Genomic DNA, 25,759 nt, shown 5'->3' on the forward strand with positions numbered 1-25,759 from the left:
CGGGCAGCGCAAGTTGCACGCCGGCCGGCGTTCCAGACACCGGGCCGCTTCTGCCGACGCCGGCTGGGGTGCGAATTCCTACGTGGCGCGGCCAGCGCCGTCGCTAGAGTGAACGTTTCTTTAACCGACCCAGGAGTGACCCATGCGCGTGGACATCTATCGCCGAACCGAAGCCGAAGGCAAGTTCTCTCATCTGGTGGTGCCCGAGGGCCGCCCCATTCCGCAGGAGGCGATCAACACCGACTGGGAGAGCGAGATGTCCGGCCAGGAACTGGACGAGTCCGCCGCGCACTGGGACGATTTCGGCATCGCCGAACCCGGCCGCCAGATCAGCGAGAAGGGCTATGCCATCACCAGCGTGAAGGAACAGACGGACTGACATGCGGTTTCCGGGCGGGCGCGGCTGCATGACGAGCCCGGTCGCCCGCTGCAGGACGATCCGTTGCGTGCCCGCCCGCTCCAACCCCCGCCGTTCCGCACCTCACACGTTCCGCACCTCACACGTTCCGCACCTCACACGTTCGGGCTGGGCCTGTCCAAGCCCGGCCATGTTTCCCAATGCCCGGATGACTTCCCGGCCTCGCGCGCACCGCCTGTCCGGTGCGTGACGCCCCGCCGACCCGCCCCGTTGTCTGCCGCGCCGCCGCGCTGCTACGCTGCGTCGCCATGGAGACAAAAAACCCTTCCCCCTCGCACGCCGGTGCCCAGCCGGTCGCCGCCCCACCGCCCTACGTCCCGCAGATCCGCCTGTACCAGGAGTGGCTGCAGCGCGAGCGCGGGCTCTCCTTCGACGACTACGACGCTCTCTGGCGCTGGTCCACCACCGACCTGGACGCCTTCTGGCAGAGCATGTGGGACTACTTCGACGTGCAGTCGCCCACGCCGCACACCGCCGTGCTGGCGCGCAATGCCATGCCGGGCGCGCAGTGGTTCCCCGGCGCGCAGGTCAACTACGCGCGGCAGGCGCTGCGGCATGTGGACGCGGCCCATGCCGCCGGACAGCCCGCCGTCATCAGCCGCAACGAAACGGGCCGGCACCGCGAGCTGAGCTGGCCCGAGCTGCGCCGCCAGGTGGCGGCGCTTGCGCTGCACCTGCGCCGGCAGGGCGTGGGCCCGGGCGACCGGGTGGCGGCCTACCTGCCGAACATTCCCGAGACCCTGGTCGCCCTGCTGGCCACCGTCAGCCTGGGCGCGGTCTGGAGCGTGTGCGCGCCCGACATGGGCACGTCCGCCGTGCTGGACCGCTTCCGCCAGATCGAGCCCAAGGCGCTGATCGCCGTGGACGGCGTGACCTACGGCGGGCGCGCGCTGGACCGCACCGGCGTGCTGGCCGAGTTGCGCGCGGGCCTGCCCACGCTGCAGCACGTGGTGGTGGTGCGCCAGTTCGATGCTACTGAAAATATAGCTGACTGCGTAGACTACACCAGCGCTACAGCACAAAACGATGCAGAAGTGGCGGCCTTCGAGCCGCTCTGGGTGGCGTTCGACCACCCGCTCTGGATCGTCTATTCCAGCGGCACCACCGGCCTGCCCAAGCCCATCGTGCACGGCCATGGCGGCATGGTGCTGGTGGCGTTGCAGCTCAAGTGCCTGCACAACGACATCGGCTGCAGCTACGAGCCCAATTCCTGGGGCGAGCGCTACCACTGGTACAGCTCCACCGGCTGGGTGATGTGGAACGCGCAGGCCAGCGGGCTGCTGTCGGGCACCACCTGCGTGATCTACGACGGCAACCCCGGCGGCAGCAAGGAGCGGCCCGACTGGGGCGTGCTGTGGCGCTTCGCCGCCGATACCGGCGTGACCTTCTTCGGCGCCGGCGCCGCCTTCTACGCCAACTGCATGAAGGCCGGGCTGGAGCTGGCGGACTGCGGCGACCTGCGCCGCGTGCGCGCCCTGGGCACCACCGGCTCGCCGCTGTCGGCGGAGGTGCAGGAATGGGGCAGCCGGCAGTTCGCTGGCATGGGCACGCCCGACATCTGGTGGAACAACATCTCGGGCGGGACGGACTTCTGCGGCGCCTTCATCGGCGGCCACCGTGAAATGCCCCAGGTACCCGGCGAAATGCAGTGCCGCATGCTCGGCGCCGCCGTCGAGGCCTGGGACGCCGAGGGCCACCCGGTGGTGGACGCCGTGGGCGAGCTGGTCTGCACCCAGCCAATCCCCTCCATGCCGCTCTACCTCTGGGGCGACACGGACGGCAAGCGTTATCTGGCCAGCTACTTCGACATGTACCCGCCGGGCCACGGCCGCCGGCCCGGCGGCGGCGACGGCCCGGCCGAGATGGGCGCCGTCTGGCGGCATGGCGACTGGCTGAAGGTCACCTCCCGGGGCAGCTGCATCATCTACGGCCGCAGCGACGCCACCATCAACCGCCACGGCCTGCGCATGGGCACCAGCGAGCTGTACAGCGCCGTGGAGGCGCTGCCCGAAGTGCTCGACAGCCTGGTGGTCGACCTGGAATACCTGGGGCGCGAGAGCTTCATGCCGCTCTTCGTGGTGCTGCGCGACGGCGCGGTGCTGGACGACGCGCTGCGCCAGCGCATCGCCGGCGCCATCCGCACGGCGCTGTCGCCGCGCTTCGTGCCCGACGACATCGTGGCCGTGGCCGAGGTGCCGCGCACGCTGACGGGCAAGAAGCAGGAGCTGCCGGTGAAGAAACTGCTGCTGGGCCAGCCGCTGGAGAAAGTGGTCAACAAGGACGCCATGGCCAACCCGGGCAGCCTGGACTGGTACGTGGGCTACGCGGCGGCGCGGGGCTAGCCGCAGGCCGCCCGGCTCACGCCGGCCAGCGCAGCGAAAAGGCCGAGCCGCCCGGTGCGGAGGCGGCCCAGACGGCGGCGCCCCCATGCGCCTGGGCGATGGCCTGCACCACCGCCAGGCCCAGACCGCTGCCCGCGCCCGGCCGGGCCGAGCCGCCCCGCTGGAAGGCCTCGAACAGCCGCTGCGCCTCGGCGGGCTCCAGGCCCGGGCCGGCGTCCTCCACGCACAGGTGCCAGTCTTCGCCTTCCTGCCACGCCCGCACGCGCAGGGGGCCCGGCGTGGCGTGCCGCAGCGCGTTCTCCAGCAAGGCCAGCAGCGCCTGGCGGATGCGCACCGGGTCGCACAGTGCATCGCCGGGCTGCAGTTCCAGCGCCACCGCGAAGCCCGCGGCCTGCAGCGACGGCTCGTATGCCTGCACCACCGCGCGCACTTCCGCCGCCAGGTCGGCCAGCTCCAGGTGCAGCTCCAGGTGGCCGCTGTCCTTCAGGCCCAGCAGCCGCAGGTCTTCGATCAGGCGCGCCAGGCCCTCCACGTTCTTCAGCAGGGCCTGGAACTGCGCCGGCGTGGGCTCGAAGACACCCTCCGTCAGGCCTTGCAGGCGGCCGCGCAGGATGGTCACGGGCGTGCGCAGTTCATGGGCGATGGCCGCATTCCAGAACGCGCGTTCCTGCGCCATGTGCTGCAGCCGCTCGGCCATGCCGTTGAAGTCGCGCACCAGCTGCGCGGTTTCGCCCAGCGCCGGCTCGGCGTTCGCCGCGCGGGCCGAGAGGTCCCCTCCGGCGATGCTGCGCAGGCTCTCCGCCACCGAGTTGAGCGGCGCCACGATGCGCCGCGACAGCTTGACGGCGGTCGCCACCGCCAGCACCAGCGCCACCAGCACCGTGGCGAACATCCACGCGGCCTCGATGGGGGAGGGCATGAGGTCGTAGGAGATGCTGGAGGGCGAATAGGCCGTCAACAGCCCATAGAGCGCATACGAGCCCAGCAGGAACAGCAGGGCGATGCCCAGGGCCATCACCGCCAGGGTGACGACCAGCTGCCGGCGCAAGCCGTACGCGGGCGTCATGGCGTGATGCCCAGCCGGTAGCCCACGCCGCGCACGCTGGCCGGCACGCCCTCCAGCGAGATCAGCTCCAGCTTCTTGCGCAGCTTGCTGATGTGGCTGTCCACCGTGCGCTCCAGCGCGTCGCTCTCGGGCAGGCATGCGGCCATCAGCTCGGCCCGGCTGAAGACCCGCTTGGGTGCGCGGGCCATGTGGGCCAGCAGGTTGAATTCGGTCAGCGTCAGGGCCAGCACCTGCCGCTCGCCGTTCACCTCCAGGCTGGCCTCCAGCGTCTCGGGATCGATCTGGAAGCCGCCCACGCGCAGCACCTTCTGCGTGCGCCGCCCGCCCTGCGAGGCGGTGCGCCGCAGCACCGCCTGCACGCGCGCCACCACCTCGGCCGGGTTGAACGGCTTGACCACGTAGTCGTCCGCGCCCAGCCGCAGGCCCATCAGCTTGTCGATGTCCTGGTCCAGCGCGGTGAGCATGATGACCGGCGTGTCGCCGCGGTGGCGCAGCTCGGACAGCACCTGCCAGCCGCTCACCTGCGGCAGATGCACGTCCAGCAGCACCAGGTCGGGCTTGAGCGCCAGGTGCAGCGCCAGCGCCTGGCGGCCGTCGGCGGCGTGTACGGCGCGCAGCCCGCTGCGGCGCAGATAGGCGCCGAGGATGTCGGCGATCTCGGCCTCGTCCTCGGCCAGCAGCACCACGGCGCCCGTGCAGGCAGGGTCGGTCAGGGGTAGGTCGGCAGGGTCCATTCGGCGAATTGTGCCGGCTGCTGCGCGGCCTGGAACGCTCCATACAACTTCCATGGTGCGTCCAAGGCGCCGCCACCGGGCCCTCGCAGAATCGTCGTCCTCGCAGGCGCCAGGGCGGTGCCTGCCACGACGGTACGGAGGATGAATGAACGCCATGTCGGATGCAAGGGGAAGGGCCGCAGGACTGTGCTGCCTGCTGGCGGCGGTGCTGGCGGGATGCACTCCCGCCGCGCCCGAGGCGCCTGCGGCGCCGCCCCAGGTCTCGGTGACGGAGCTGCAAGCCAGCGCGGTGACGGTGCGCGAAACCCTGCCCGGCCGGGTCGCGGCGTTCCGCTCGGCGGAGATCCGGGCGCAGGTCGGCGGGATCGTGCAGCGCCGCCTGTTCGAGCAGGGCGCGGACATCGCCGCCGGCCAGCCGCTCTTCCAGATCAACCCGGCCCCGTTCCAGGCCGACGCCGACATGGCGGCGGCCGCCCTGCAGCGCAGCCAGGCCGCATGGCGCCGGGCGCAGAGCCAGGCCGCGCGGCTGGAGCCGCTGATGCGGGCCGACGCGGTGAGCCGCCAGGAATACGAGGAGGCCGCCTCGCAGCGCGACCAGGCCGCCGCCGAAGTCGCGCAGGCCGAGGCCTCGCTGGCACGCCGCCGGCTGGACCTGCGCTTCGCGCGGGTCGATGCGCCCATTGCCGGCCGCATCGACCAGGCCCTGGTCACCGAGGGCGCGCTGGTGAGCGCGGCGGATACCGCCCCCATGGCCCGCATCCAGCAGATCGACAAGGTGTATGTGGACGTGCGCCAGCCCGCCGCGCTGTGGGATGCGCTCCACGCCCAGCAGGGCGCGAACCCGCCGGTCGTGCTGCTGCGTCCCGACGGCCGGCCCTACCCGATGGCCGGCCGCGCGCTGTTTTCCGCCATCAACGTGGACCCGTCCACGGGCGACGTGCTGCTGCGCGTCCAGGTGGACAACGCCCGCCGGCTGCTGTTGCCGGGCATGTTCGTGCAGGCCCAGGTGGTGACCGCGCAGTACCCCGAGGCGCTGCTGGTGCCGCAGCAGGCGGTGCAGCGGGTGGAAGGCCGCCCCCGGGTCTGGACGCTGGAGGCCGGCGACGTGGCCCAGCCCGCCGACGTGCAGCTGGGCGAGGCCGTCGGCCAGCAGTACCGCGTGGTCGGCGGCCTGCGCGCGGGCCAGCGCGTGGTGGTGGAGGGCGTCGAGCGGCTCACCGCCGGCGCGCGGGTCGCGCCCCGGCCCTGGCAGGGGCCCGCGGCCGTTCCCGCAGCCGCTCCCGCAGCCGGGGCAGCCGCCTCGGCCCCGCGCTGACTTCCATCCGCACGCAGAGCAAGAGCCCAGGAGCCTTCCATGCCCCAATTCTTCATCCGGCGACCCGTGTTCGCCTGGGTGGTGGCCGCGTTCATCACCCTGCTGGGCCTGATCGCCCTGCCGCAGCTGCCCATCGCCCGCTACCCGTCGGTCGCGCCCCCGGCCGTCACGGTCTATGCCACCTACCCCGGCGCCACGCCGCAATCGCTGAACGACTCGGTGGTCAGCCTGATCGAGCGGGAGCTTTCCAGCGTCAAGAACCTGCTGTATTTCGAATCTTCGGTGGACACCTCCGGCTCGGCCCAGGTCGTCGCCACGTTCAAGCCCGGCACGAACCCCGAGCTGGCCCAGGTCGACGTGCAGAACCGGCTCAAGGCCGTCGAGCCCCGGCTGCCGCAGGCGGTGCGCCAGAACGGCCTCAGCGTCGAATCCTCGACATCGAGCTTCCTGATGATCGTCAGCCTCGTGTCGGAGGATGGCCGGCACAGCGAGCTGGAACTGAGCGACTACCTGGCCCGCCACGGCGTGGAGGAGATGCGCCGCATCGACGGCGTCGGCCGCGTGCAGCTGTTCGGCGCCGAGCAGGCCATGCGCGTGTGGGTGGATCCGGCCCGGCTGACCGCCTACGGCCTGTCGATGAACGATCTGTCCACCGCCATCACCCAGCAGAACGCGCAGATCGCGCCCGGCCGCGTCGGCGATGCGCCGAGCCTGCCGGGGCAGCGCGTGACCCTTCCGCTCACGGTGCAGGGGCAGCTCTCCACCCCCGAGCAATTCGCGGCGGTGGTGCTGCGCGCCAACCGCGACGGCTCCCGCGTCGTGCTGGGCGACGTGGCGCGAATCGAGCTGGGCGCGCAGTCGTACGGCTTCGCCACCCGGGACGACGGGCGGGCGTCGGCCGGTGCGGCGGTGCAGCTGTCACCGGGCGCGAATGCCGTGCGCACGGCCGAGGCGGTGCAGAGCCGCCTGGCGGAGCTGAGCGCGTCGCTGCCGGCCGGCATGCGCTACACCACGCCGTTCGACACCGCGCCGTTCGTGAAGATCTCCATCGAAAAGGTGGTCCACACGCTGCTGGAGGCGATGGCGCTGGTGTTCGTCGTGATGTTCGTCTTCCTGCAGAACGTGCGCTACACGGTCATCCCGGCCATCGTCGCGCCCATCGCCCTGCTGGGCACCTTCGCCGTCATGCACGTGGCGGGCTTCTCCATCAACGTGCTGACGATGTTCGGCATGGTGCTGGCCATCGGCATCATCGTGGACGATGCCATCGTGGTGGTCGAGAACGTGGAGCGGCTGATGGCCACCGAAGGGCTGGGCCCGCGCGAGGCCACTGCAAAGGCCATGCGCGAGATCACCGGGGCCGTGGTCGGCATCACGCTGGTGCTGACGGCGGTGTTCATTCCCATGGCCTTCGCCAGCGGATCGGTGGGTGCCATCTACCGGCAGTTCGCGCTCTCCATGGCGATCTCCATCCTGTTCTCCGCCTTCCTGGCGCTGACGCTCACGCCCGCGCTCTGCGCCACGCTGCTCAAGCCCGTGCCGGCGGGCCACCATGAGAAGCGCGGCCTCTTCGGCGCGTTCAACCGGCGCTTCGCCCGCATGACCGATCGCTACGGCCACGGCGTGGCCGGGCTGCTGCGCCGGCCCGGGCGGGTGATGCTGGGCTTCGTGGCCATCGTCGCGCTGATGGGCTGGGCCTTCGTGCGCCTGCCATCCGCCTTTCTGCCCGAGGAAGACCAGGGCTATTTCATGACCTCGTTCCAGCTGCCCGCCGACGCCACCATGGAACGCACGCTGGACGTGGTGAAGCAGTACGAGGCGCATGTCGCCGCGCGGCCGGGCATCGCCACCAACCAGTCGGTGATCGGCTTCAGCTTCTCCGGCTCCGGCCCCAACTCCGCGCTGGCGTTCACCATGCTCAAGGGCTGGAACCAGCGCGGCGGGGCCACCGCGCAGCAGGAGGTGGCGCTGGCGCAGCAGGCCATGTCGCACACCCGAGAGGGCACGGTGATGAGCGTCATGCCGCCCGCGATCGACGAGCTGGGCACCTCGTCAGGCTTCAGCCTGCGCCTGCTGGACCGCGCAGGGCAGGGCCAGCCGGCGCTGCAGGCGGCGCAGAACCAGCTCATCGCGCTGGCGGCCCAGAGCCCGCTGCTGACGGGCGTGTATGCCGACGGCCTGCCGCCGGGCACCACCGTGCGGCTGGACATCGACCGCCAGAAGGCAGCGGCGCTGGGCGTGCCCTTCGCCACCGTGAGCGACACGCTCACCGCCGCGCTCGGGTCGCTCTACGTGAACGACTTTCCCAACCGGGGGCGCATGCAGCAGGTCATCCTGCAGGCCGATGCCAAGGCGCGCATGCAGCTGGCCGACGTGCTGAACCTGACGGTGCCCGGCAGCGGCGGCGGCATGGCGCGGCTGGCGGAGATGGTGATGCCCGTCTGGAGCGAAACGCCGCTGCAGCTGGCCCGCTACCAGGGCTACCCCGCGGCACGCCTGTCGGGCAGCGCCGCTCCCGGCACCTCCAGCGGCGCCGCCATGGCGGAGATGGAGCGGCTGGCGCGGCAACTGCCGCCCGGCTTCGCCCTCGCCTGGACGGGCCAGTCGCTGCAGGAGCGGCAGTCGGCCGCGCAGGCTCCGCTGCTGATGGCGCTCTCGATGCTGGTCGTGTTCCTGGTGCTGGCCGCGCTGTACGAAAGCTGGTCGATTCCTGCGGCGGTGATGCTGGTCGTGCCGCTCGGGCTGATCGGCGCGGTCGCCGCCGTGCTGCTGCGCGGCCTGCCCAACGACGTGTTCTTCAAGGTGGGTCTGATCACCGTCATCGGCCTGTCGGCGAAGAACGCCATCCTGATCGTCGAATTCGCCCAGCAGCTGCGCGGACAGGGCCACGGCCTGGTGGATGCGGCCGTGACGGCGGCACGCCTGCGGCTGCGGCCCATCCTGATGACCTCCCTGGCCTTCGCGCTGGGCGTGATCCCGCTCATGCTGGCCGGCGGTGCCAGCAAGGAGACCCAGCACGCCATCGGCACGGGCGTCTTCGGCGGCATCGTCACCGCCACGGTGCTGGCGGTCTTCTTCGTGCCCGTGTTCTTCGTGCTGGTGGCGGGCCTGCGGGAGCGCTGGAGCGGCAAGCGGCCCGCGCCGCCGGCCGCTGCCGTCGCCGACGCGCAAGGAAAGGTCTGACCATGCGCCTCGCGATCTGCCTTCCCCTCGCCGTGCTGATGGCGGGCTGTTCCCTGGCGCCCGCGGTGCAGACCCCGCCGCCGCCGGTGCCGGCCCGGTTTCCTCACCAGGGTGCCGGGCCCGTAGACGCCGCCACCGTGGCTGCCGCCGACATCGGCTGGAAGCGCATGTTCGGCGACCCCCGGCTGCAGCGCCTGATCGAGCTGGCCCTGGAGCACAACCGCGATCTGCGACTGGCTGCGTTGAACGTGGACGCCTTGGGCGCGCAATACCGCATCCAGCGATCGAGCCAATGGCCCGGTGCGTCGCTGGAGGCTTCCACGTCGCGCGAGCGCGCCGGCGCGACCGGGCAGGGCGCCCCGGGCGCGGCGGCGCAAGCGGCCACCAGCACGCGCCACGCGGTCGGCCTGGGCCTCAGCGCGTTCGAGATCGACCTGTTCGGCCGCCTGCGCTCCCTGTCGGAGGCGGCCTTCGCACGCTACCTGGCCAGCGAACAGGGCCGGCATGCCGCGCAGCTGACCCTGGTCGGCGCGGTGGCCGACGCCTACTTCGCCGAACGCCTGGCGCAAGAGCAGTCGCGGCTGGCGGCGCAGACCCTGTCGGACTGGCAGCAGTCGCTGCAGATCGCGCGGCTGCGCTCGCAGGCCGGCCAGCGCAGTGGGCTGGACGTGGCCCAGGCCGAGGGCCAGGTGGCCTCGGCCCAGGCAGACATCGAGGCCCGCCAGCGCGAACAGGCCCGGGCAGGCAACGCGCTGCAGCTGCTGGTCGGCCTGCCCCAATGGCCTGACGACCTGCCCGACGGCCTGCCGCTGACCCAGCCGGCGGTGCTGACACGCCTGCCCGCGGGCCTGCCGTCGCAGCTGCTGCAGGTGCGCCCCGACATCGCGCAGGAAGAGCAGCGGCTGCGCGCCGCGCATGCCGATATCGGCGCCGCCCGCGCCGCGCTGTTCCCGCAGCTGTCGCTCACCGCGTCGCTCGGCTACGCCAGCCCTGCGCTGGGCAGCCTGTTCGATGCCGGCAGCCGCACCTGGCGGTTCACGCCGCAGATCACCCAGCCGCTGTTCCAGGCCGGGCGCCTGCGCGCCGAGGTGCGGCTGGCCGAGGTGCGCAGGTCCGAAGCCGTCGCCCAGTACGAGCGCGCCATCCAGACCGCCTTCCGCGAGGTGGCCGACGGGCTGGCGGGCAGCGCCACGTACGAGCGCCAGGTCGAAGCCCAGTCGCAGGTGGTTGACAGCGCCGAGAGGCGGCTGGCGTTGTCCGGGCTGCGCTGGCGCGCGGGCCTGGACGGGCGGCTCGAATGGCTGGACGCGCAGCGCCAGCTCTATGCCGCGCGCCAGGCGCTGCTGGACTTGCGGCGCGCCGAACTCGGCAACGCCGTGGCGCTCTACAAGGCGCTGGGTGGCGGCCTGTGCGACCAGGGGGCGCGACGGGCCCCCGCCAGCCTTGCGGAGGGCCGGCGGTGACGGCTGCGCCCCTTCACGTGCCTGACCATGACCCCGGCCCCCGTTGGGGCTGGCGCTTCGGGCTGGTCTTCGGCGGACAGGCGCTGTCGCTGATCGGCTCGGCGCTCAGCCAGTTCGTCCTGCTCTGGTGGATCACGGACACCACGGGCAGCGTGTCGGCCCTGGCGACGGCGGGGCTGGCCGCCCTGCTGCCGCAGGCGCTGCTGAGCCCGCTGGGCGGCACCCTGGCCGACCGCTTCAGCCGCCGCCTGCTGATGATCGCGGCCGACGCCATCAGCGCCCTGTGCATGTGCGTGCTGATCGGACTCTTCGCCGCCGGCCGGATCGAGCTGTGGCACGCCTATTCGATGATGGCGGTGCGCAGCGCGATGCAGGCCTTCCAGATGCCGGCAGCCACTGCCAGCGTCACCATGCTCGTGCCGCGGCACTTCCTGGCCCGTGCGGCCGGCCTGAACCAGATGCTGCAAAGCCTGACGCTGGTGGCCGCCGCGCCCCTGGGCGCGCTGGCGGTGTCGCTGCTGCCGATGGGCTGGGCCTTGGGCATCGACGTCGCCACCGTGCTGCTGGGCATCGGTCCGCTCCTGTTCCTGCGCATTCCGCAACCCCGGCGGGCGCCGGGCGCCGCCTCCAGCCTCTGGCAGGAGCTGCGCGAAGGCGTGTACGTGGTGTGGCGTTCGCCCGGCCTGCGCCGGCTGTACGCGCTGCTCGGCGCCGCGATGATGGTGGTCATGCCGACCTTCACCCTGGTGCCCTTGCTGGTGAAGACGCATTTCGGTGGCGGCGCCGCGCAGGTGGGCTGGATGGAGGGGCTGGCCGGCGGCGGAATGATCCTGGGCGGCCTGGCGGTGGCGGCCTGCGCGCCCCGCCGCCAGATGCCGTGGATTCTCTGGGGCCTCGGGCTGTCGTGCGCGGCGGTGGCCTTGGCAGCGCTGATGCCCAGCCGCCTGTTCTTCATGGCCGTGGTGTGGTGGACGGTGAGCGGCATCGCCTTCGCGATGGGCAATGCGCCGCTCACGGCCCTGCTGCAGACCATCGTCGCACCGCAGCTGCAGGGCCGGGTGCTGTCGCTCATGCAGATGGTGGCCGGCCTGGCATCGCCCGTGGGGCTGGCCGTGGCGTCGACCGCCGGGGACTGGCTGGGCGTCCGATGGCTGTTCGTCGTCACCGGCGCGCTGGGCGCGGCGGTGATGTGGACGGGTTTTTTCTCGGGGCCGCTGGTGCGGCTGGAAGATGCCGCGCCGGCCCCTGCCGGTGGCGCGCGCGACGCGGGCGAAGCCGGGCGGCGCTGAGGACCGGCGGGGAAGACGGGGCTGCAGGGGCCGAGGAGGGCCGAGGGCGGGGGGCGGCGTCGTCGCAAAGCTATCATCCGCCAACCCCCGCGCACCGCCATGATCCCTCCCACGCCCCCCGCCGCCGGCGCGCACGACGCCGTGCCGGTTCCCGACTTCGCGCGGCCGGGGCGGTCGTTTGCGGGATACAACGTGGCGGCGGTGCTGTACGAAGGCCCGCGCTCGGTGGTGCTGCGGTGTCGGCAGGCCGACGGCCAGCCGGTCGTCGTCAAGCTGCTGCGCTGCGAGCGGCTGGGCCCCGGCGAGGTGGCGCGCTTTCGGCGGGAATACGAGCTGTCGCGGCAGGTGTCGCACGAGCGCGTGGTCAGCGCCAGCGCCCTCGGCAGCCACGACGGGGTGCTGTTCATCGCCATGCCCGACGACGGCGCCGCTGCCCTGCGCGACTGGCTGCGCGCCGGGCCGCTGCCCATTGCGCAGGCGCTGGACATCGCACTGGCGGTGGTGGACGGGCTGGAGGCCATCCACCTGGGCAACATCGTGCACAAGGACGTCGCGCCCGGCAACATCATCGCCCGGCCCGGCGGCACCGTGCGGCTGATCGATTTCGGCATCGCGGCGAACGTGTCGGTCGAGCGCACGCAGGCCGTGAGCCTGCGCGAGCTGGAAGGCACGCTGTCCACCATGGCGCCGGAGCAGACCGGTCGCATGAACCGCGACCTGGACTACCGCGCCGACTTCTATGCACTGGGCGCCACGCTCTACGAACTGTTGACCGGCGCACCGCCTTTCGGCGCCATCGACGACCCGCTGCGCGCGGTGCACGCCCATCTGACGCTGCTGCCGCCGCCCCTGCAGGCACGCTGCCCCGGGGCGCCCGCGCTGCTCGGCGCGCTGGTGGACCGGCTGCTGGCCAAGGAGCCCGAGTCGCGCTACCAGAGCCACCACGTGCTGCGCCGCGACCTGCAGCGCATCCGCGCGTCGCTGGAGGACCCGGCCGCGCTGCAGGGGCTGGTGCTGGCGCAGGGCGATCTGTCGGAGCGCTTCCAGACGGCGGGCCGGCTCTACGGCCGGGCGCCGGAGGTGCGCCGGTTGCTGGCCGCCTTCGATGCGGCGGCCGGCGGCGCCGCCCGGCTGGTCACCCTGGCGGGCGCGCCGGGCGTGGGCAAGACCGCCCTGGTGCAGGAAGTGCAGCGCACCCTGCTGGCGCGGCAGGGCCACATGGCCAGCGGCAAGTTCAACCAGTTCGGCCAGCCCGCGCCCTGCGCAGCCTTCGTGCAGGCGCTGGCGCAGCGCACCCGCCAGGTGCTGGCGCTGCCGCCCGACGAGCGCGGCTTCTGGAGCGCGCGGCTGCAGACGCTGCTGGGCGCGAACCGGGCGCTGGCGCAGTCCACGCTGCCCGAGCTGATGGCGCTGCTCGATCCCGCCCTGCCGGACGAGCACATGCTCGGCCCGGTCGAATCCGAGAACCGGTTCGTGCGCACCATGCAGCTGTGCTTTGCCGGCCTCTGCAGCGCGCAGTCGCCCCTGCTCGTCTTCATCGACGACCTGCAGTGGAGCGACCGGCTCTCGCGCCGCCTGCTGCGGGAGCTGGTGCTCGACGACAGCCTGCGCCACCTGCTGGTGATCGGCGCCTACCGCGCGGACGAGGTCGTGGGCGACCACCCGCTGGTGCAGGACCTGGCCCTGCTGGCCGCGCAGGACGAAGCCCCGCAGGATCCGCCGCAGCCGCAGGATCGGGAGCCGTCCAGCACGGCACCGGCACCGGCGCCTGCTGCGGCGCAGAGCCGCTACCTCGCGCTCCGGCTGGGGCCGCTGTCGCCCGGCGACGTGGCCCAGTGGTTGGCCGACGCCCTGCAGCGCCCCCAGCCCGAAGTGCAGGCGCTGGCGCAGCTGTGCCATGCGAAGACGGGCGGCAACCCCTTCTTCCTCGGCCGCTTCCTGCACGACCTGCACCAGCGCGGCCTGATCTGGCTCGACCGCGCCGGGCCCCGCTGGAGCTGGGACACTGACCGCATCCGCCACGAACATGTGGCCGACAACGTGGTGGCGCTGATGCTGGAACAGCTGCGCCGCCTGCCGCCCGATACCCGCGACGTGCTGGGCACCGCGGCCTGCCTGGGCAACCGGTTCGACCCGCACCTGCTGGGCGTGGCCAGCCTGCGCTCCACGCCCGCCGTGGCCCGCGCCCTGCACCCGGCGCTGGAGGCCGGGCTGGTGCTGCCGCGCGACGCCCGCTACAAATGGCTGCCGGTGCTGGACGCGCAGGAAAGCGAACAGGTGGAGGCCGAGTTCGCCTTCGCCCACGACCGCGTGCAGGAAGCGGCCTATCTCCTGTCGTCGGCCGAGACGCGGCCGGCCCTGCACCTGCGCATCGCCCGCCTGCTGCGCGATGCGCGGCCGGGGCAGCAGCCCGACTTCGCGGTGGTCAACCACTTCAACCTGGGCCAGGCGCTGCTGGAGTCGCCGGCCGAACGCGCCCTGCTGGCCGGCTACAACGCCCGCGCCAGCCAGCAGGCGGCCGAAGCCGCATCGTTCGACCTGGCCGCGCATTACGCGGCACAGGCCGTGGCGCTGGGCGATGCCGCCAGCTGGCTGACCGACCCGGCGGGCCTGCTGGCGCTGCATGTGCATGCCGCCCGCATGGCCGCCCTGACCGGCGACGCGGCCCGCATGGAGGCGTTGATCGACGCCGCGCTGCCGCATGCCGCCACGCCGCTGGACCGGGCGCGCCTGCTCGACGTGCGCATCGAATCGTTCTATGCCTCGGGCCGGCTCGACGACACGCTGGAACTGGGCCTCGGCGTGCTCGCGCTGCTGGGGGCCTCGCCCCCGGCGGCCGCCTCGCCCGCCGACGCGGTGCAGCTGGTGACCGACGTGCGTGCCGAGATCGAGGCGATCGGCTTCGACGCGCTGGCGGCGCGGCCCGTCATGACCGACGCGCTCTGCCTGCAGCAGCTGTCGGTGGTCGCCAAGATGACCGCGGCCGCCTACATCGCGCGGCCGGCGCTGCTGCCGCTGCTGACCGTGCTGCAGGTGCGGCTGATGGTGGCGAACGGCCATGCGCCGGTGGCGCTGTCGGCGTATTCGGTGATGGGCCTGATGGTGGCCGAATTCCTGCAGGACTACCCCTTCGGCTACCGGCTCGGCCGCCTGTCGATGGACCTGGTGGACCGCCAGGGCTGGCGCCATGTGCACGCGCACGCCGGCTTCTCGTTCAACGCCTTCCTGCGCCACTGGATCGAAGGCATCGCCAGCGGCCTGCCCGGGCTGATGGCGGTGCACCGCAACGGGCTGGAGACGGGCAACCTGCGCCATGCGGGGCTGGGCCTCTACGTGCATGGCTATCACGCGCTGCTGGCCGGCATGCCGCTGGCCGACCTGGAAGCGCAGCTCCAGGCCGATGCGGCCACGCTGCAGCGCATCCGCCAGCCGGTGGCGCACGACTACCTGGGCGCGCTGCTGGCGGTCGTGCGCGTGCTGCGCCGGCCCGCGCTGGAGGCCGAGCCGCTGGAGCAGCCCGCGGCCGGTTTCTCGGCCCGGGCGCTGGAGCAGACCTATGCCGCCCGCGCGGATCAGACGGGCGGCATGTTCCTGCACGCCTGGCAGTGCATGCTGCATGCGCTGGCCGGCCGCGCCGACGAGGCCGTGGCGGCCGGCGACGCGGCGCAGGCGCTGTTCGCCGCCGGGCGCGGCATGGTGATGGTGCCCTTCAGCGTGTTCTTCTCCGCCATGTCAGCGCCGCGCAGCGGCCGCGCCGATGCCGCCCCGCGCTGCAAGGCCGCGCTGCACCGTCTTGAGCTCTGGGCCCACACCTGCCCCGACGTGCAGCCGCTGGCGCACCTGCTGCGGGCCCGCATGGGCGCCGGCGGCATCCGGCCGCCCGGCCCGCCCATCGACGTGGCGATGGAGATCGACGCCGCGCAGCGCAGCGCGCAGGCGCTGGACAACCTGTTCCTGCAGGCGCTGGTGCACTGGGCCGTGACCGAGCCTGCGATGCTGGCCTACCTGCCGCAAGCCGCCGCGCGCGCCGAGCAGGCGCAGGCCCGGGCGCTGTTCCTGCGCTGGGGAGCTCCTGCGCTCGCCGCGCTCATCGAGGACACCGCGCCGGCCACCGCCGGCCCGGCGCAGCGGTCCGCCTCGGTCGCGCTGCCGCGCGGCGCTGTGTCGGTGGCGCCCGGAGGTGCGCTCGACCTCTCCACGCTGATGAAGGCCGTGCAGGCCGTCACCGCCGAAATCGCGCTCGACGCGCTGCTGCACCGCCTGCTGCAGGTGCTGCAGGAAAGCGCGGGCGCCAGCCGCGCGGCGGTGGTGCTGGGCGACGGCAGCCGCTCGGGCGCGGAATGGTCGCTGCGCGCCGACAGCGCGGGAGCGGCCGGGGCCGGGGCCGGCGCGCCCGCCGAAGGGCTGCCGCTGGAAGAGGCCGGCGCGCGCCTGCCGCTGGAAGTGCTGCGCACGGTGCTGCACCTGGGCGCGCCGGTGCTGATCCCCGACGTGGCGCAGGCGCATGTCTGGCGCCGGCTGCCGTATTTCGGCGGCCGTTCTGTGCGCTCGGTGCTCTGCGTGCCGCTGGTGCGCGTGGGCAGCACCCTGGGCGCGCTGTACCTGGAGAACGACGCCCTGCCCGGCGTGTTCTCGCAGGAGCGCATCGAATTCCTGGAGTTGCTGTCGGGCAACGTGGTCAACGCCATCGACAACGCCCGGCTCTATGCCCAGTGGCGGGGGCTGGCGCAGACGCTGGAGCAGCGCGTGGCCGACCGCACCCGGGCGCTGGCCGAAAGCGAATCGCGGCTGCTCTCCATCCTGCACAACGCGCCGCTGCCGATGATCGTGACGCGGCTGGCCGACAACGCCTTCGTGTACGCCAACGAGCGCACGGCGCAGCTGGCCGGCATGGACCTGGCGGAGCTGATGGGCCGCGAGCCGCGCAGCCTCTACCGCAACCCCGGCGAGCGCGAACGCATGATCGCGCAGTACCAGCGCGACGGCCTGCTGCGCGACTACGAGATCGGATTGATCGCCGCGCAGGGGCGCGAATTGTGGGTGTTGCTCTCCATGGTGCCCATCACCTATGACGGCGCGGCCTGCGCGCTGTCCACCATCGTCGACATCACCGAACGCAAGGCCATGGAAGACGCGCTGCGCGTGGCGGCCACCACCGATGCGCTCACCGGCACCGCCAGCCGGCGCAACTTCATGGATCGCTCCCGGGTGGCCGTCGCCCAGGCGCGCCGGGCGGCCGCTGGCAGTGCCGCCGCAGCGCTGTCGATGGTGATGCTCGACGTGGACGACTTCAAGCTGGTCAACGACCGGTATGGCCATGCGGCGGGCGACGCCGTGCTGCGCGCCGTCACCGCCACCTGCATGGCGCGGGTGCGGGCGGGCGATCTGGTCGGCCGGCTGGGCGGGGAGGAATTCGGCATCCTGCTGCCCGCCACCGCGCTGCACGAGGCCGAGTTGCTGGCCGAGGCCCTGCGCGCCGCCATCGCCGCGACCACCGTGGCGGTGGAGACGGTGGCGTCCGGCATGCGGCCGCCCACGCCGGCCCCGGTGCGGGTCACCGCGAGCTTCGGCGTCAGCACCCTGGCTGCCGGCGATACGCTGGACAGCCTGCTCGCACGGGCCGACGGCGGACTCTACCGCTCCAAGCAGCAGGGCCGCGACCGGGTGAGCAGCCTGCCCGCACCGCCTGTGCAGGACGCGCCGGGTGGCGGCAACGGCATGAACGAAGCGCAGGGCGCGGCCGGTGCGGCCGGTGCGCCCGGTACCGCCGGCAGCGCTGCGCCGCCCCCCTCGCCGTAGGATTCGCCTGACGGGCGGCGCCATGCCCGCGTTCCATAATGGCTCGCACCGCCGGTGGCAGCGTCCGTTTTGCTGCCCGGCCGCCCACCGCCCATGCAAGGAGCTTCATGAACGCACCCGCCCCCAAGCGCTTTTCGATGATCCGCGAGTTCCATCTCGCGGACTGGTTCACGCTGGGCAATGCCGTGTGCGGCGTCGGGGCGCTGTTCTCCTGCATGACCTATCTGGCGGCAGGCGACGTGCGGCACATCTACTTCGCGGCGGCGCTGGTGCTGGCCGCGCTGATCTTCGACGTGCTCGACGGGCGCATCGCCCGCTGGCGCCAGAAGTCGTCCGCCATGGGGCGCGAGCTGGACTCGCTCGCCGACGTGATCTCCTTCGGCGTGGCGCCGGCCATCATCGCCTACGCCTGCGGCATGCAGGGCCTCTACGACCGCATCGTGCTGGCGTACTTCGTGGCCTGCGGCGTGTCGCGCCTGGCGCGCTACAACGTCACGGCCGAGACGCTTTCCGAAGGTTCCGGCAAGGTCAAGTATTTCGAGGGCACGCCCATTCCCACCTCCATCCTGCTGGTGGGTCTGCTGGCGCTGGCGGCGTCGGTGGGCGCGGTGGGCGATGCACTCTGGTTCGGAGAAGTGCGCATCGCCGGCTTCCTGCTGCATCCGCTGGTGCTGGTTTTCGCGATCTCCGGCTCGCTCATGATCAGCCGCATCCGCATTCCGAAGCTGTGACCGCGTCCCGCTGGGCGGAACGCTGCGCGATGCTATTCATTTGATAGCTTGAACACCCCGAGAATCGGGCGCAGGCACCTTCCCGGGGTCCGAGTCCGGCGCTCTGGCGCCGACGCAGCGCTGCAGGACACGTCCGGATGCAGCCCGCGCATCGGTGCCGGGTACACTTTGCGGCTTTCCGGCACCGCCCCTGGCACATGCCGCGCGCCACGCCGGTCCCTCTCATCTTCCGCGCATCCACAAGCTCCATGGCCGTTGACACGGCGGGCGCCGCCCGCACCAGCTTTGACCTCAAGAGCGCCCAGCTGCCCGTGGTGGCCGTCGCGCTGCGCACCACCGACGCCGCCGTGCTGGCCGCAGACCTGGCAGCGCGGCTGGCCGACGACCCCGAATTCTTCGACAACGACCCGGTGCTGATCGACCTGGCCGGCGTGCGCGATGCGGCCGAGCCGGTGGACTTCGAGGCGCTGACCGCATCGCTGCGGGCCCTGCACACCCAGCCCGTCGCCGCGCGCGGCGGCAGTCCCGAACAGATGGCGGCCGCGCTGGCTGCCGGCCTGGTAGCGGCGCCGGAGGCCGCCGCGGCCCGCGCTGCCGCACCGGTCGCCCCGGCCCGCGAGGTGGTGCGGGAAGTGGTGCGCGAGGTGGAGGTACCCGCCCCGGTACCGGTGGCCGGCCCGGCCACCGTGGTGGTGGACAAGCCGCTGCGCTCGGGCCAGCAGGTGTATGCGCGCGGCGGCGACCTGGTGGTGATGGCGGTGGTCAGCTTCGGCGCCGAGGTGATCGCCGACGGCAACATCCACATCTATGCGCCGATGCGCGGCCGGGCGATCGCCGGCGCGCGGGGCAATGCCGAGGCGCGCATCTTCAGCACCTGCCTGGAGCCGCAGCTGGTCTCCATCGCCGGCATCTACCGCACCACCGAAACCGAGCTGCCCGAGAACGTGCGCGGCAAGCCGGCCCAGGTGCGGCTCGAAGGCGAGAAGCTGCTCATCGAGCCGCTTTGAAGCCCACCCCGATTTTTCGACTTAGAACCTATCCGTAGCTTCGGATCACCAACGCAGGGAATCAGCACACCATGGCCAAAATCGTCGTCGTGACCTCCGGCAAGGGAGGCGTGGGCAAGACCACCACCAGTGCCAGTTTTGCATCGGGCCTGGCCCTGCGCGGCCACAAGACCGCCGTCATCGACTTCGACGTCGGCCTGCGCAACCTCGACCTGATCATGGGCTGCGAGCGCCGGGTGGTCTATGACCTGATCAACGTCATCCAGGGCGAGGCCAACCTGAACCAAGCCCTCATCAAGGACAAGCAGTGCGACAACCTGTTCGTGCTGGCTGCCAGCCAGACGCGCGACAAGGACGCGCTGACGCAGGACGGCGTGGAGAAGATCCTGAACGACCTGGCGGCGATGGACTTCGAATACATCGTCTGCGATTCCCCTGCCGGCATCGAGAGCGGTGCGCTGATGGCGATGCATTTCGCCGACGAGGCGCTGCTGGTGACCAACCCGGAAGTCTCCTCGGTGCGCGATTCCGACCGCATCCTGGGCATGCTGGGCAGCAAGACCAAGCGCGCCATCGAGGGCAAGGAGCCGATCAAGGAGCACCTGCTCATCACCCGCTACAACCCCGGCCGTGTGCAGGACGGGCAGATGCTGAGCCTGGAGGACATCCAGGACATCCTGCGGATCGATCTGATCGGCGTGATCCCGGAATCGGAAAGCGTGCTGCAGGCCTCCAACCAGGGCACGCCGGCCGTGCACCTGCAGGGCTCGGACGTGTCCGAGGCCTACAAGGACGTGGTGGCCCGCTTCCTGGGCGAAGACAAGCCGCTGCGCTTCATCGATGCGCAGAAGCCCGGCTTCTTCAAGCGCATCTTCGGCGGGAGGTAACAGGCATGGCATCGTTTCTCTCCTTCCTGCTCGGCGAAAAGAAGAAGACCGCCAGCGTCGCCAAGGAGCGGCTGCAGATCATCCTGGCGCACGAGCGCAACGGCCGCAACGCCGCCGAGCCCGACTACCTGCCGGCGCTGCAGCGCGAGCTGGTCGCCGTCATCTCGAAGTACGTGAAGATCAGCCCGGACGACCTGAAGGTGCACCTGGAGCGCCAGGACAACCTGGAAGTGCTCGAGGTGAAGATCGAGCTGCCCGACGCGGCGAAATAGGCACAGCCCTCGCGCCGCTACAGGTCAAATCGGCCTGTAGCGCCCGTGAATGCTGGGCTTGTTGCTATTATTTTTGATTTTCGCTCGCCAGCTGCGGCGCGGCGCCCAGGGGCAGTTCGGCGTAGAACATGCCGCCGTGATAGAGCAGCGGCGAGACGCCCGCCAGGTGGCTGCAGCGCTCGACCTCGCCCACGAAGATGGTGTGGTCGCCCTCCACGTACTGGCTGCGGTTGAAGCACTCGAACACCGCCACGGCGCCTGCCAGCACCGGCGCGCCGGCCACGCCCGGCGCGTGGTCCACACCCGCGAACCGATCGATGCCGCGCGTGGCGAAGCGCTCGGCCAGAGCCTGCTGCCCGGCCGCCAACACGTTGATCGCGTAATGCGAGCCCGCTGCGAACGCCGCCAGCGACGACGCCCGGTGCGCCAGGCTCCACAGCACCAGCGGCGGATCGAGCGAAACCGAATTGAACGAGCTGGCCGTCATGCCCACCAGCGTGCCGTCGGGCGCGCGCGCGGTGACGATGGTCACGCCGGTGGCGAACATGCCCAGGGCGTCGCGGAACTCGCGCGGTGAAAAGCCCGGTGGACGGGCGGCGAGGGGAGCAGGCGTTGGGGAATTCACGGGTGGCGTGTGGCGGCGCGACATGCGCGGCGGCAGGGAAAAGGGGGTGGGCTATTATGGTCCGGCGGCCCCGCCCCCACGGCGCGGGCCACCGGCTCCCCACTCTGTAGTCCATGGCTCTTCTTCCCCACTTCACCACCCTCGGCTCCGGCCCGACCGTCCTCATGCTGCACGACGCGGACGGCAGCCATCTCAGCTTCGCTCCCCAGGTCGAAACCCTCGCCAGCGCCGGCTACCGCGCCGTCGCGTGGGACATGCCCGGCTACGGCCACAGCGCGCCCATCGAACCCTATGGCTTCATGGGCCTGGCGCAAAGCTGCACGCGGCTGATGGAGGCGCTGCAGGGCGGCGCCGTCACGCTGGTCGGCCACGGCCTGGGCGCCATGCTGGCGCTGGAAGTCGCCCTGCGCCAGCCGAAGCTGGTGCGCCAGCTGGTGCTGTGCGCCGGCGGCCGGGCGCTCGACGCCGCCAGCGAGGCGGCCTGGGTGGCGCCGCGCCTGGCCGCGCTGGAGTCGGGCCAGGGGATGGACGCCATCGCCCAGAGCCTCGTGCCGCGCTACATCGGCACCGGGTCGCTGCCCGAGGGCGTGCGGCTGGCCAGCCACGCGCTGAGCCAGGTGAATCCGTCGGCCTGGCGGCGCGCGCTGCAGGCCCTGCCGACCTTCTCGCGCGGCGCTGCCGAACTGGCCAGGGTGCAGGTACCCGTGCTGATCGTCGGCGGCGCGCAGGACCGCTGCACTCCGCCCGAAGCCCTGCAGGCGCTGGCCCATGTGCTGCCCGATGCGCGCCATCTGTCGCTGCCCACCATCGGCCACTGGCCGCAGCTGGAAGACCCCGAGAGCTTCGATGGCGCACTGCTCGACTTCCTGGCCGAATCGTCGGGCCGGGTGCTGCACTGATGCGGCCGGGCGAGGTGTCGGCGGCGCCAGCCGCTGGTGGTGGTGCGCCACGCGGTGAGCACGCGCCGCTCGCCGCGCCGCCGTCCGCAAGGCGCTGGGCCGGGCCCGCAGCGGCCGCCGTGGCCGCGATCGCGCTGGCCTGGGGCGGCTGGCAGCTGCGGCCATCGCTGCAGGACGGGCAGGGCACCACGCGCGGGCCCTTGGGCGCCGCGCTGTTCGCCGAAGGGGCGGACGCGCCACTGCAACTGCTCGGCCCCCGCGCCTTGCCCCAAACCGCCACAGTCGCAGCTGCAGTCGCAGCCCCCGCCTCGATGGCGAACGCGCAGCCGCCCGGAACAGGCGGCCGGAGCCTGACGCCGAAGCGGGCGGACAGCGCCGCGCGCCCGGCGCAGCCGCTGCAGGCCGCGTCGCCCGAGGCCGCAGCCGCCGCCTGCCAGCGCTTTCTCAAGCGCCTGCCCACCATCGACGCGGCGACCTGCGCCGCCACGCGGCTGGCCGACAGCGGTGCCGCGTCGGTCCAGGGCACGCCGCTCTACTGGCGCGATGTGGGCCCGCCGGCAACGCCTCCGGCCAGCGCCCGCGCCGGCGGGGCCGCCGAACCGCTCCGGGTGCTGGTGGTCGGCGCCATGCACGGCGACGAGCTGACGTCGGCCGCGCTCGCACTGCGGTGGGTGACCCTGGCCGAAAGGCAGGTGGGCGATGCGTCGTCCACGCTGCCAATGCACTGGCGCTTCATTCCCATCCTGAATCCGGACGGCCTCCTCGCCCGGCAGCCCACGCGCGTGAATGCGCGCGGCGTGGATCTGAATCGCAACTTCCCCACGCCGAACTGGGAGCGCGACGCGCCCATCTACTGGGAAAAGCGCACCCGCCGCGACCCGCGCCGCTGGCCCGGGCCCGAGCCCCTGTCCGAGCCGGAATCGCGTTTTCTCTACGACCAGATGGAACAGTTCGCCCCTGACCTGGTGGTGAGCATCCATGCGCCGTACGGCGTGCTCGACTACGACGGCCCGGTGCCCCCGCCCAGCCGCCTCGGCCGGCTGCGCCTGGACCAGCTGGGCATCTTCCCGGGCTCGCTGGGCCACTACGGCAGCGTGCGCCAGGGCATGCCGGTGGTGACCATCGAGCTGCAGCACGAGCTGCGCATGCCCGAGGAAGAGCAGGTGCGCCAGATGTGGCGCGACCTGCTGCGCTGGATGGGCACGCATCTGGCGCGCGACGGCACCGGTCGCACGGCGTCCTGATCCGGTGGGGGCGGGGCCCGCGCGGGCCCCTGCCTGGGCCTGTGGCGATTTCCGGTGGCCACATGACGGTGCCAATCAGCGCTGGATTTCTTCGCCATTGCACAGCGCGCAGGATCTGCACGCTGCATTCGACGAATAACGGTGGATGTCTAACGCTTAACGCTTGGCGATTAATGCATCCGGCCATCGCGGAGCGCGATTATCTGTAAATCAAGGTTGTTCAATCATTGTTTGCAATCTGGCTTGATTGTGAATAATCCATAACGCTGGAAAAGCGCTACATCAAAATACATCGCGACACAACAAAATCGTCCGCATTCATACGCCGGGAGAATTTCCATGGATATGCGGACGGTTTTGCCATGTCGCTACCGCGTGCTGGCTTGGGCGGCGCTGGGCATTTTCAGTTCGGCCGGCGCATGGGCCGCGGCCGGCGCGCCGCTGCCCCGGTGCGCGGCCGGTTCGGACTCGTTCTACCTGATGCGCTACATCGAGCCTGGAACCCCGGACACGGCGCCCCAGACCATTCTGCAGCTGTCCACCGTGCCCCCGAACGCCGGGGACCCCGTCGCCAGCACCGTGGTCTGGAGCGGACAGACCGCGCCCACTCCGTCGCCCCGGGACCTGTCGCGCAACGCGGGCGCGACGGTGGCGGCGGGCATGGGCAAAGACGGGTATATCTATGCGATGCGGGCTATCGGCATCAACGAACCTGGCTGGGACTTGCAGGGCCGTACCTGGCGAGAGGAATGGAAGACGCACACGCGGCATTATGAAATGCTGCGTTATGGACGCGACGGCGTGGATAATCTGGGTATTGTCCGCGGGCTGGGTGTTTATCAAACCGATTCCAGCGACGACGGCACGCGCGTCGATGGTGCGACCGATGCCCGGCTGGGCCCCAATTTCAATGCCGCCGACATCGACCCCGTCTCTGGCCACATGATTCTGGCCAGCTTCCAACAGGGCGGGGCCTTGAACCAGCTGTTTCGCATCGACGTCACGCAATCGCCGCCGCAGTATGTGAGCACCATCACGCTGAGCAAGAACATCCCCGGCGCGCAGTCGGGCGACTTCGCCATCGACGCGGCGGGCCAGTATGCCTACGGAGTCGCCAAGGCGCGGGGCACCTTCGGCAATTCGACCAGCTACCGCATCGAACTCGCCACCGGCGCCGTCACCGACCTGGCGCCCAACCTGGGCATCTTTCCCTACGGGGCGGCAGCGCGGCTGCCCAGCGGCAAGTTCGCCTTCTACAACACGTTCCAGACGAATGTGATGACCGTGCCCGGCGGCACGCTGGAGGGCCGGCACTCCACGGAAACCTCCGACGGCAGCGACGGTGCGGCCTGCCTGCCGAAGATCAAGGCACGCCTGGAATGCACGCCCACGTCGCTGGTCGATGCGGACGGGAACGTCTCCACCTGCACCGTCACGCTGGATCAGCCCGCTCCTGCCGGCGGCCTGGAAGTCGCCCTGACGTCGCCCACCGACAACCCGCGCTACAGCACCACCTGCGGCGCTTCCGTCCAGGTGCCGCAGGGCGCCACCTCCGCGCAATGCACGGTGACGGCCACGCCCAATACGACGCCGGGCGACGGCGAGGTCACGGCGACCGTGGCGCTGGCGACGCCGCCGGCTTCCGGCGACTACGAGCTGGACAGCCCTTCCAGCGCCGACGTGCTCGTGCGCAACGACGACAAAGATGCCCCTGTCGGTCCGACCAAGAAGACACCGCTGCCCACCCTCGGGGAGTGGGCGGTGATCCTGCTGTCCATGGCGATGGCCGGGCTGGCGATGCTGCGGCTGCGCCGCACGGCCAAGCCCTGACGGCTGCAGCAGCGCGCGGTGGGGAGGCCGCCAAGCCGCCTGCCGCCTGCCACCCTGCGCGGGGGCGAAAGGCCGGTCAGGAAGAAAAGCGCGGTGGCGCCGCAGCCTGGCAGCGCGCCCGGTCGCGCATCGGATCAGCGGCGCTGGTTGCGGTAGGCAGCAGCTGCCATCTCGGCCAGGAGAGGCGCCTGGCTCGATGGCTCCTGCTTGGGCTTGTCGATCAGGAAATCGTCCCGGTTCCTGCCCTGGATCCAGGCCGGGGGCTTGCCTCGGCCGGTCCAGGTTGCGCCCGTCTTTTCGTCGAGGTATTTGGCGGCCACCTTCTTGGCGGCCGGTGCCTTCCACGGGAAAACCTGTTGGGCGGTGAAACCGAAGTCGTCGATCCAGGCATGGATCTGGGCCAGCGCGGCCTTGGACTCCACCGCGCGGGCCTGCGCGATCTGCGCTTCCAGTTCGGCGCGGGCGGCCAGCAGTTGCTTCAAGTCAGTGGTCATCAGGGGTGAGGAAGAGTTCTCGAAAAACGCGCCGGGCTGCGCGAGCCCCCGGCTCCACCGAGGGCGGGGAGCGCGTCCGGGCGGGCGCTGCGCCGTTCATGGGCCGGGCATCACGGCTCCAGCCGCTGCGGCACGTCGAAGCGGCGATTATCCCGCCGGCC

General features: G+C 71.7%; 18 protein-coding genes. 14 read left to right on the forward strand and 4 right to left on the reverse strand.

Annotation, left to right across the window (positions count from 1 at the left end; all coding sequences use genetic code 11):
• Window positions 1-142 precede the first annotated feature (142 nt).
• Both ASF94_RS17580 and ASF94_RS17585 read left to right on the forward strand, forming a co-directional pair.
• Complete coding sequence (locus ASF94_RS17580; RefSeq protein WP_056669480.1) at window positions 143-379, forward strand: DUF6139 family protein; 237 nt, start codon at window positions 143-145, stop codon at window positions 377-379.
• A 287-nt stretch (window positions 380-666) separates the two neighbouring features.
• Complete coding sequence (locus ASF94_RS17585) at window positions 667-2,760, forward strand: acetoacetate--CoA ligase (RefSeq protein WP_056669482.1); 2,094 nt, start codon at window positions 667-669, stop codon at window positions 2,758-2,760.
• A 16-nt stretch (window positions 2,761-2,776) separates the two neighbouring features.
• On the opposite strand, the gene ASF94_RS17590 is transcribed toward ASF94_RS17585, so the two are convergent.
• On the reverse strand, window positions 2,777-3,826 hold the full coding sequence (locus ASF94_RS17590; RefSeq protein WP_056669484.1) for an ATP-binding protein: 1,050 nt from the start codon (window positions 3,824-3,826) through the stop codon (window positions 2,777-2,779).
• Window positions 3,823-4,560, reverse strand: a complete 738-nt coding sequence (locus tag ASF94_RS17595; RefSeq protein ID WP_056669487.1) for a response regulator — start codon at window positions 4,558-4,560, stop codon at window positions 3,823-3,825. The genes ASF94_RS17590 and ASF94_RS17595 overlap by 4 nt, the downstream gene beginning before the upstream one ends.
• A gap of 154 nt (window positions 4,561-4,714) precedes the next feature.
• Here ASF94_RS17595 and ASF94_RS17600 point away from each other — a divergent pair, with 154 nt between their 5' ends.
• The 9 genes from ASF94_RS17600 to minE all read left to right on the forward strand — a co-directional run bounded on the left by ASF94_RS17600 (window position 4,715) and on the right by minE (window position 20,506).
• Window positions 4,715-5,875, forward strand: a complete 1,161-nt coding sequence (locus tag ASF94_RS17600) for an efflux RND transporter periplasmic adaptor subunit (protein ID WP_056669923.1) — start codon at window positions 4,715-4,717, stop codon at window positions 5,873-5,875.
• A 39-nt stretch (window positions 5,876-5,914) separates the two neighbouring features.
• Window positions 5,915-9,058: a multidrug efflux RND transporter permease subunit gene (locus ASF94_RS17605; protein WP_056669490.1), complete on the forward strand. Its 3,144-nt coding sequence runs from the start codon at window positions 5,915-5,917 to the stop codon at window positions 9,056-9,058.
• A 2-nt stretch (window positions 9,059-9,060) separates the two neighbouring features.
• Window positions 9,061-10,521: an efflux transporter outer membrane subunit gene (locus ASF94_RS17610; RefSeq protein WP_056669493.1), complete on the forward strand. Its 1,461-nt coding sequence runs from the start codon at window positions 9,061-9,063 to the stop codon at window positions 10,519-10,521.
• Between the two features lie 17 nt (window positions 10,522-10,538).
• On the forward strand, window positions 10,539-11,810 hold the full coding sequence (locus ASF94_RS17615; RefSeq protein WP_056669496.1) for an MFS transporter: 1,272 nt from the start codon (window positions 10,539-10,541) through the stop codon (window positions 11,808-11,810).
• Window positions 11,811-11,909: 99 nt separating this feature from the next.
• A complete protein-coding gene (locus ASF94_RS17620) occupies window positions 11,910-17,609 on the forward strand; it encodes a diguanylate cyclase (protein ID WP_056669499.1) in 5,700 nt (1,899 codons plus the stop codon).
• Window positions 17,610-17,716: 107 nt separating this feature from the next.
• A complete protein-coding gene (gene pssA, locus ASF94_RS17625) occupies window positions 17,717-18,340 on the forward strand; it encodes a CDP-diacylglycerol--serine O-phosphatidyltransferase (RefSeq protein ID WP_056669502.1) in 624 nt (207 codons plus the stop codon).
• A gap of 248 nt (window positions 18,341-18,588) precedes the next feature.
• A complete protein-coding gene (gene minC / locus ASF94_RS17630; protein WP_056669505.1) occupies window positions 18,589-19,347 on the forward strand; it encodes a septum site-determining protein MinC in 759 nt (252 codons plus the stop codon).
• 71 nt (window positions 19,348-19,418) lie between these two features.
• A complete protein-coding gene (gene minD / locus ASF94_RS17635) occupies window positions 19,419-20,234 on the forward strand; it encodes a septum site-determining protein MinD (protein ID WP_056669508.1) in 816 nt (271 codons plus the stop codon).
• 5 nt (window positions 20,235-20,239) lie between these two features.
• Entirely contained in the window at window positions 20,240-20,506 is a 267-nt protein-coding gene (gene minE, locus ASF94_RS17640) for a cell division topological specificity factor MinE (RefSeq protein WP_056669510.1), read from the forward strand.
• Window positions 20,507-20,573: 67 nt separating this feature from the next.
• Here minE and ASF94_RS17645 read toward each other — a convergent pair whose 3' ends face one another.
• Entirely contained in the window at window positions 20,574-21,155 is a 582-nt protein-coding gene (locus ASF94_RS17645) for a flavin reductase family protein (protein WP_156382585.1), read from the reverse strand.
• An 89-nt stretch (window positions 21,156-21,244) separates the two neighbouring features.
• Between ASF94_RS17645 and ASF94_RS17650 the strand changes: the two genes are divergently transcribed.
• The 3 genes from ASF94_RS17650 (at window position 21,245) to ASF94_RS17660 (ending at window position 25,104) form a co-directional block, all read left to right on the forward strand.
• Complete coding sequence (locus ASF94_RS17650) at window positions 21,245-22,030, forward strand: alpha/beta fold hydrolase (RefSeq protein WP_056669513.1); 786 nt, start codon at window positions 21,245-21,247, stop codon at window positions 22,028-22,030.
• 119 nt (window positions 22,031-22,149) lie between these two features.
• The gene (locus ASF94_RS17655; RefSeq protein ID WP_235505419.1) at window positions 22,150-23,274 is read left to right on the forward strand and encodes a M14 family zinc carboxypeptidase; all 1,125 of its coding nucleotides are present in this window, start codon (window positions 22,150-22,152) and stop codon (window positions 23,272-23,274) included.
• A gap of 339 nt (window positions 23,275-23,613) precedes the next feature.
• Window positions 23,614-25,104, forward strand: a complete 1,491-nt coding sequence (locus ASF94_RS17660) for an IPTL-CTERM sorting domain-containing protein (RefSeq protein ID WP_082493393.1) — start codon at window positions 23,614-23,616, stop codon at window positions 25,102-25,104.
• A gap of 134 nt (window positions 25,105-25,238) precedes the next feature.
• On the opposite strand, the gene ASF94_RS17665 is transcribed toward ASF94_RS17660, so the two are convergent.
• On the reverse strand, window positions 25,239-25,598 hold the full coding sequence (locus ASF94_RS17665; protein WP_056669518.1) for an H-NS family nucleoid-associated regulatory protein: 360 nt from the start codon (window positions 25,596-25,598) through the stop codon (window positions 25,239-25,241).
• Between the last annotated feature and the right edge of the window lie 161 nt (window positions 25,599-25,759).

This window comes from Acidovorax sp. Leaf160, from assembly GCF_001424265.1.
GTDB lineage: Bacteria > Pseudomonadota > Gammaproteobacteria > Burkholderiales > Burkholderiaceae_C > Paracidovorax.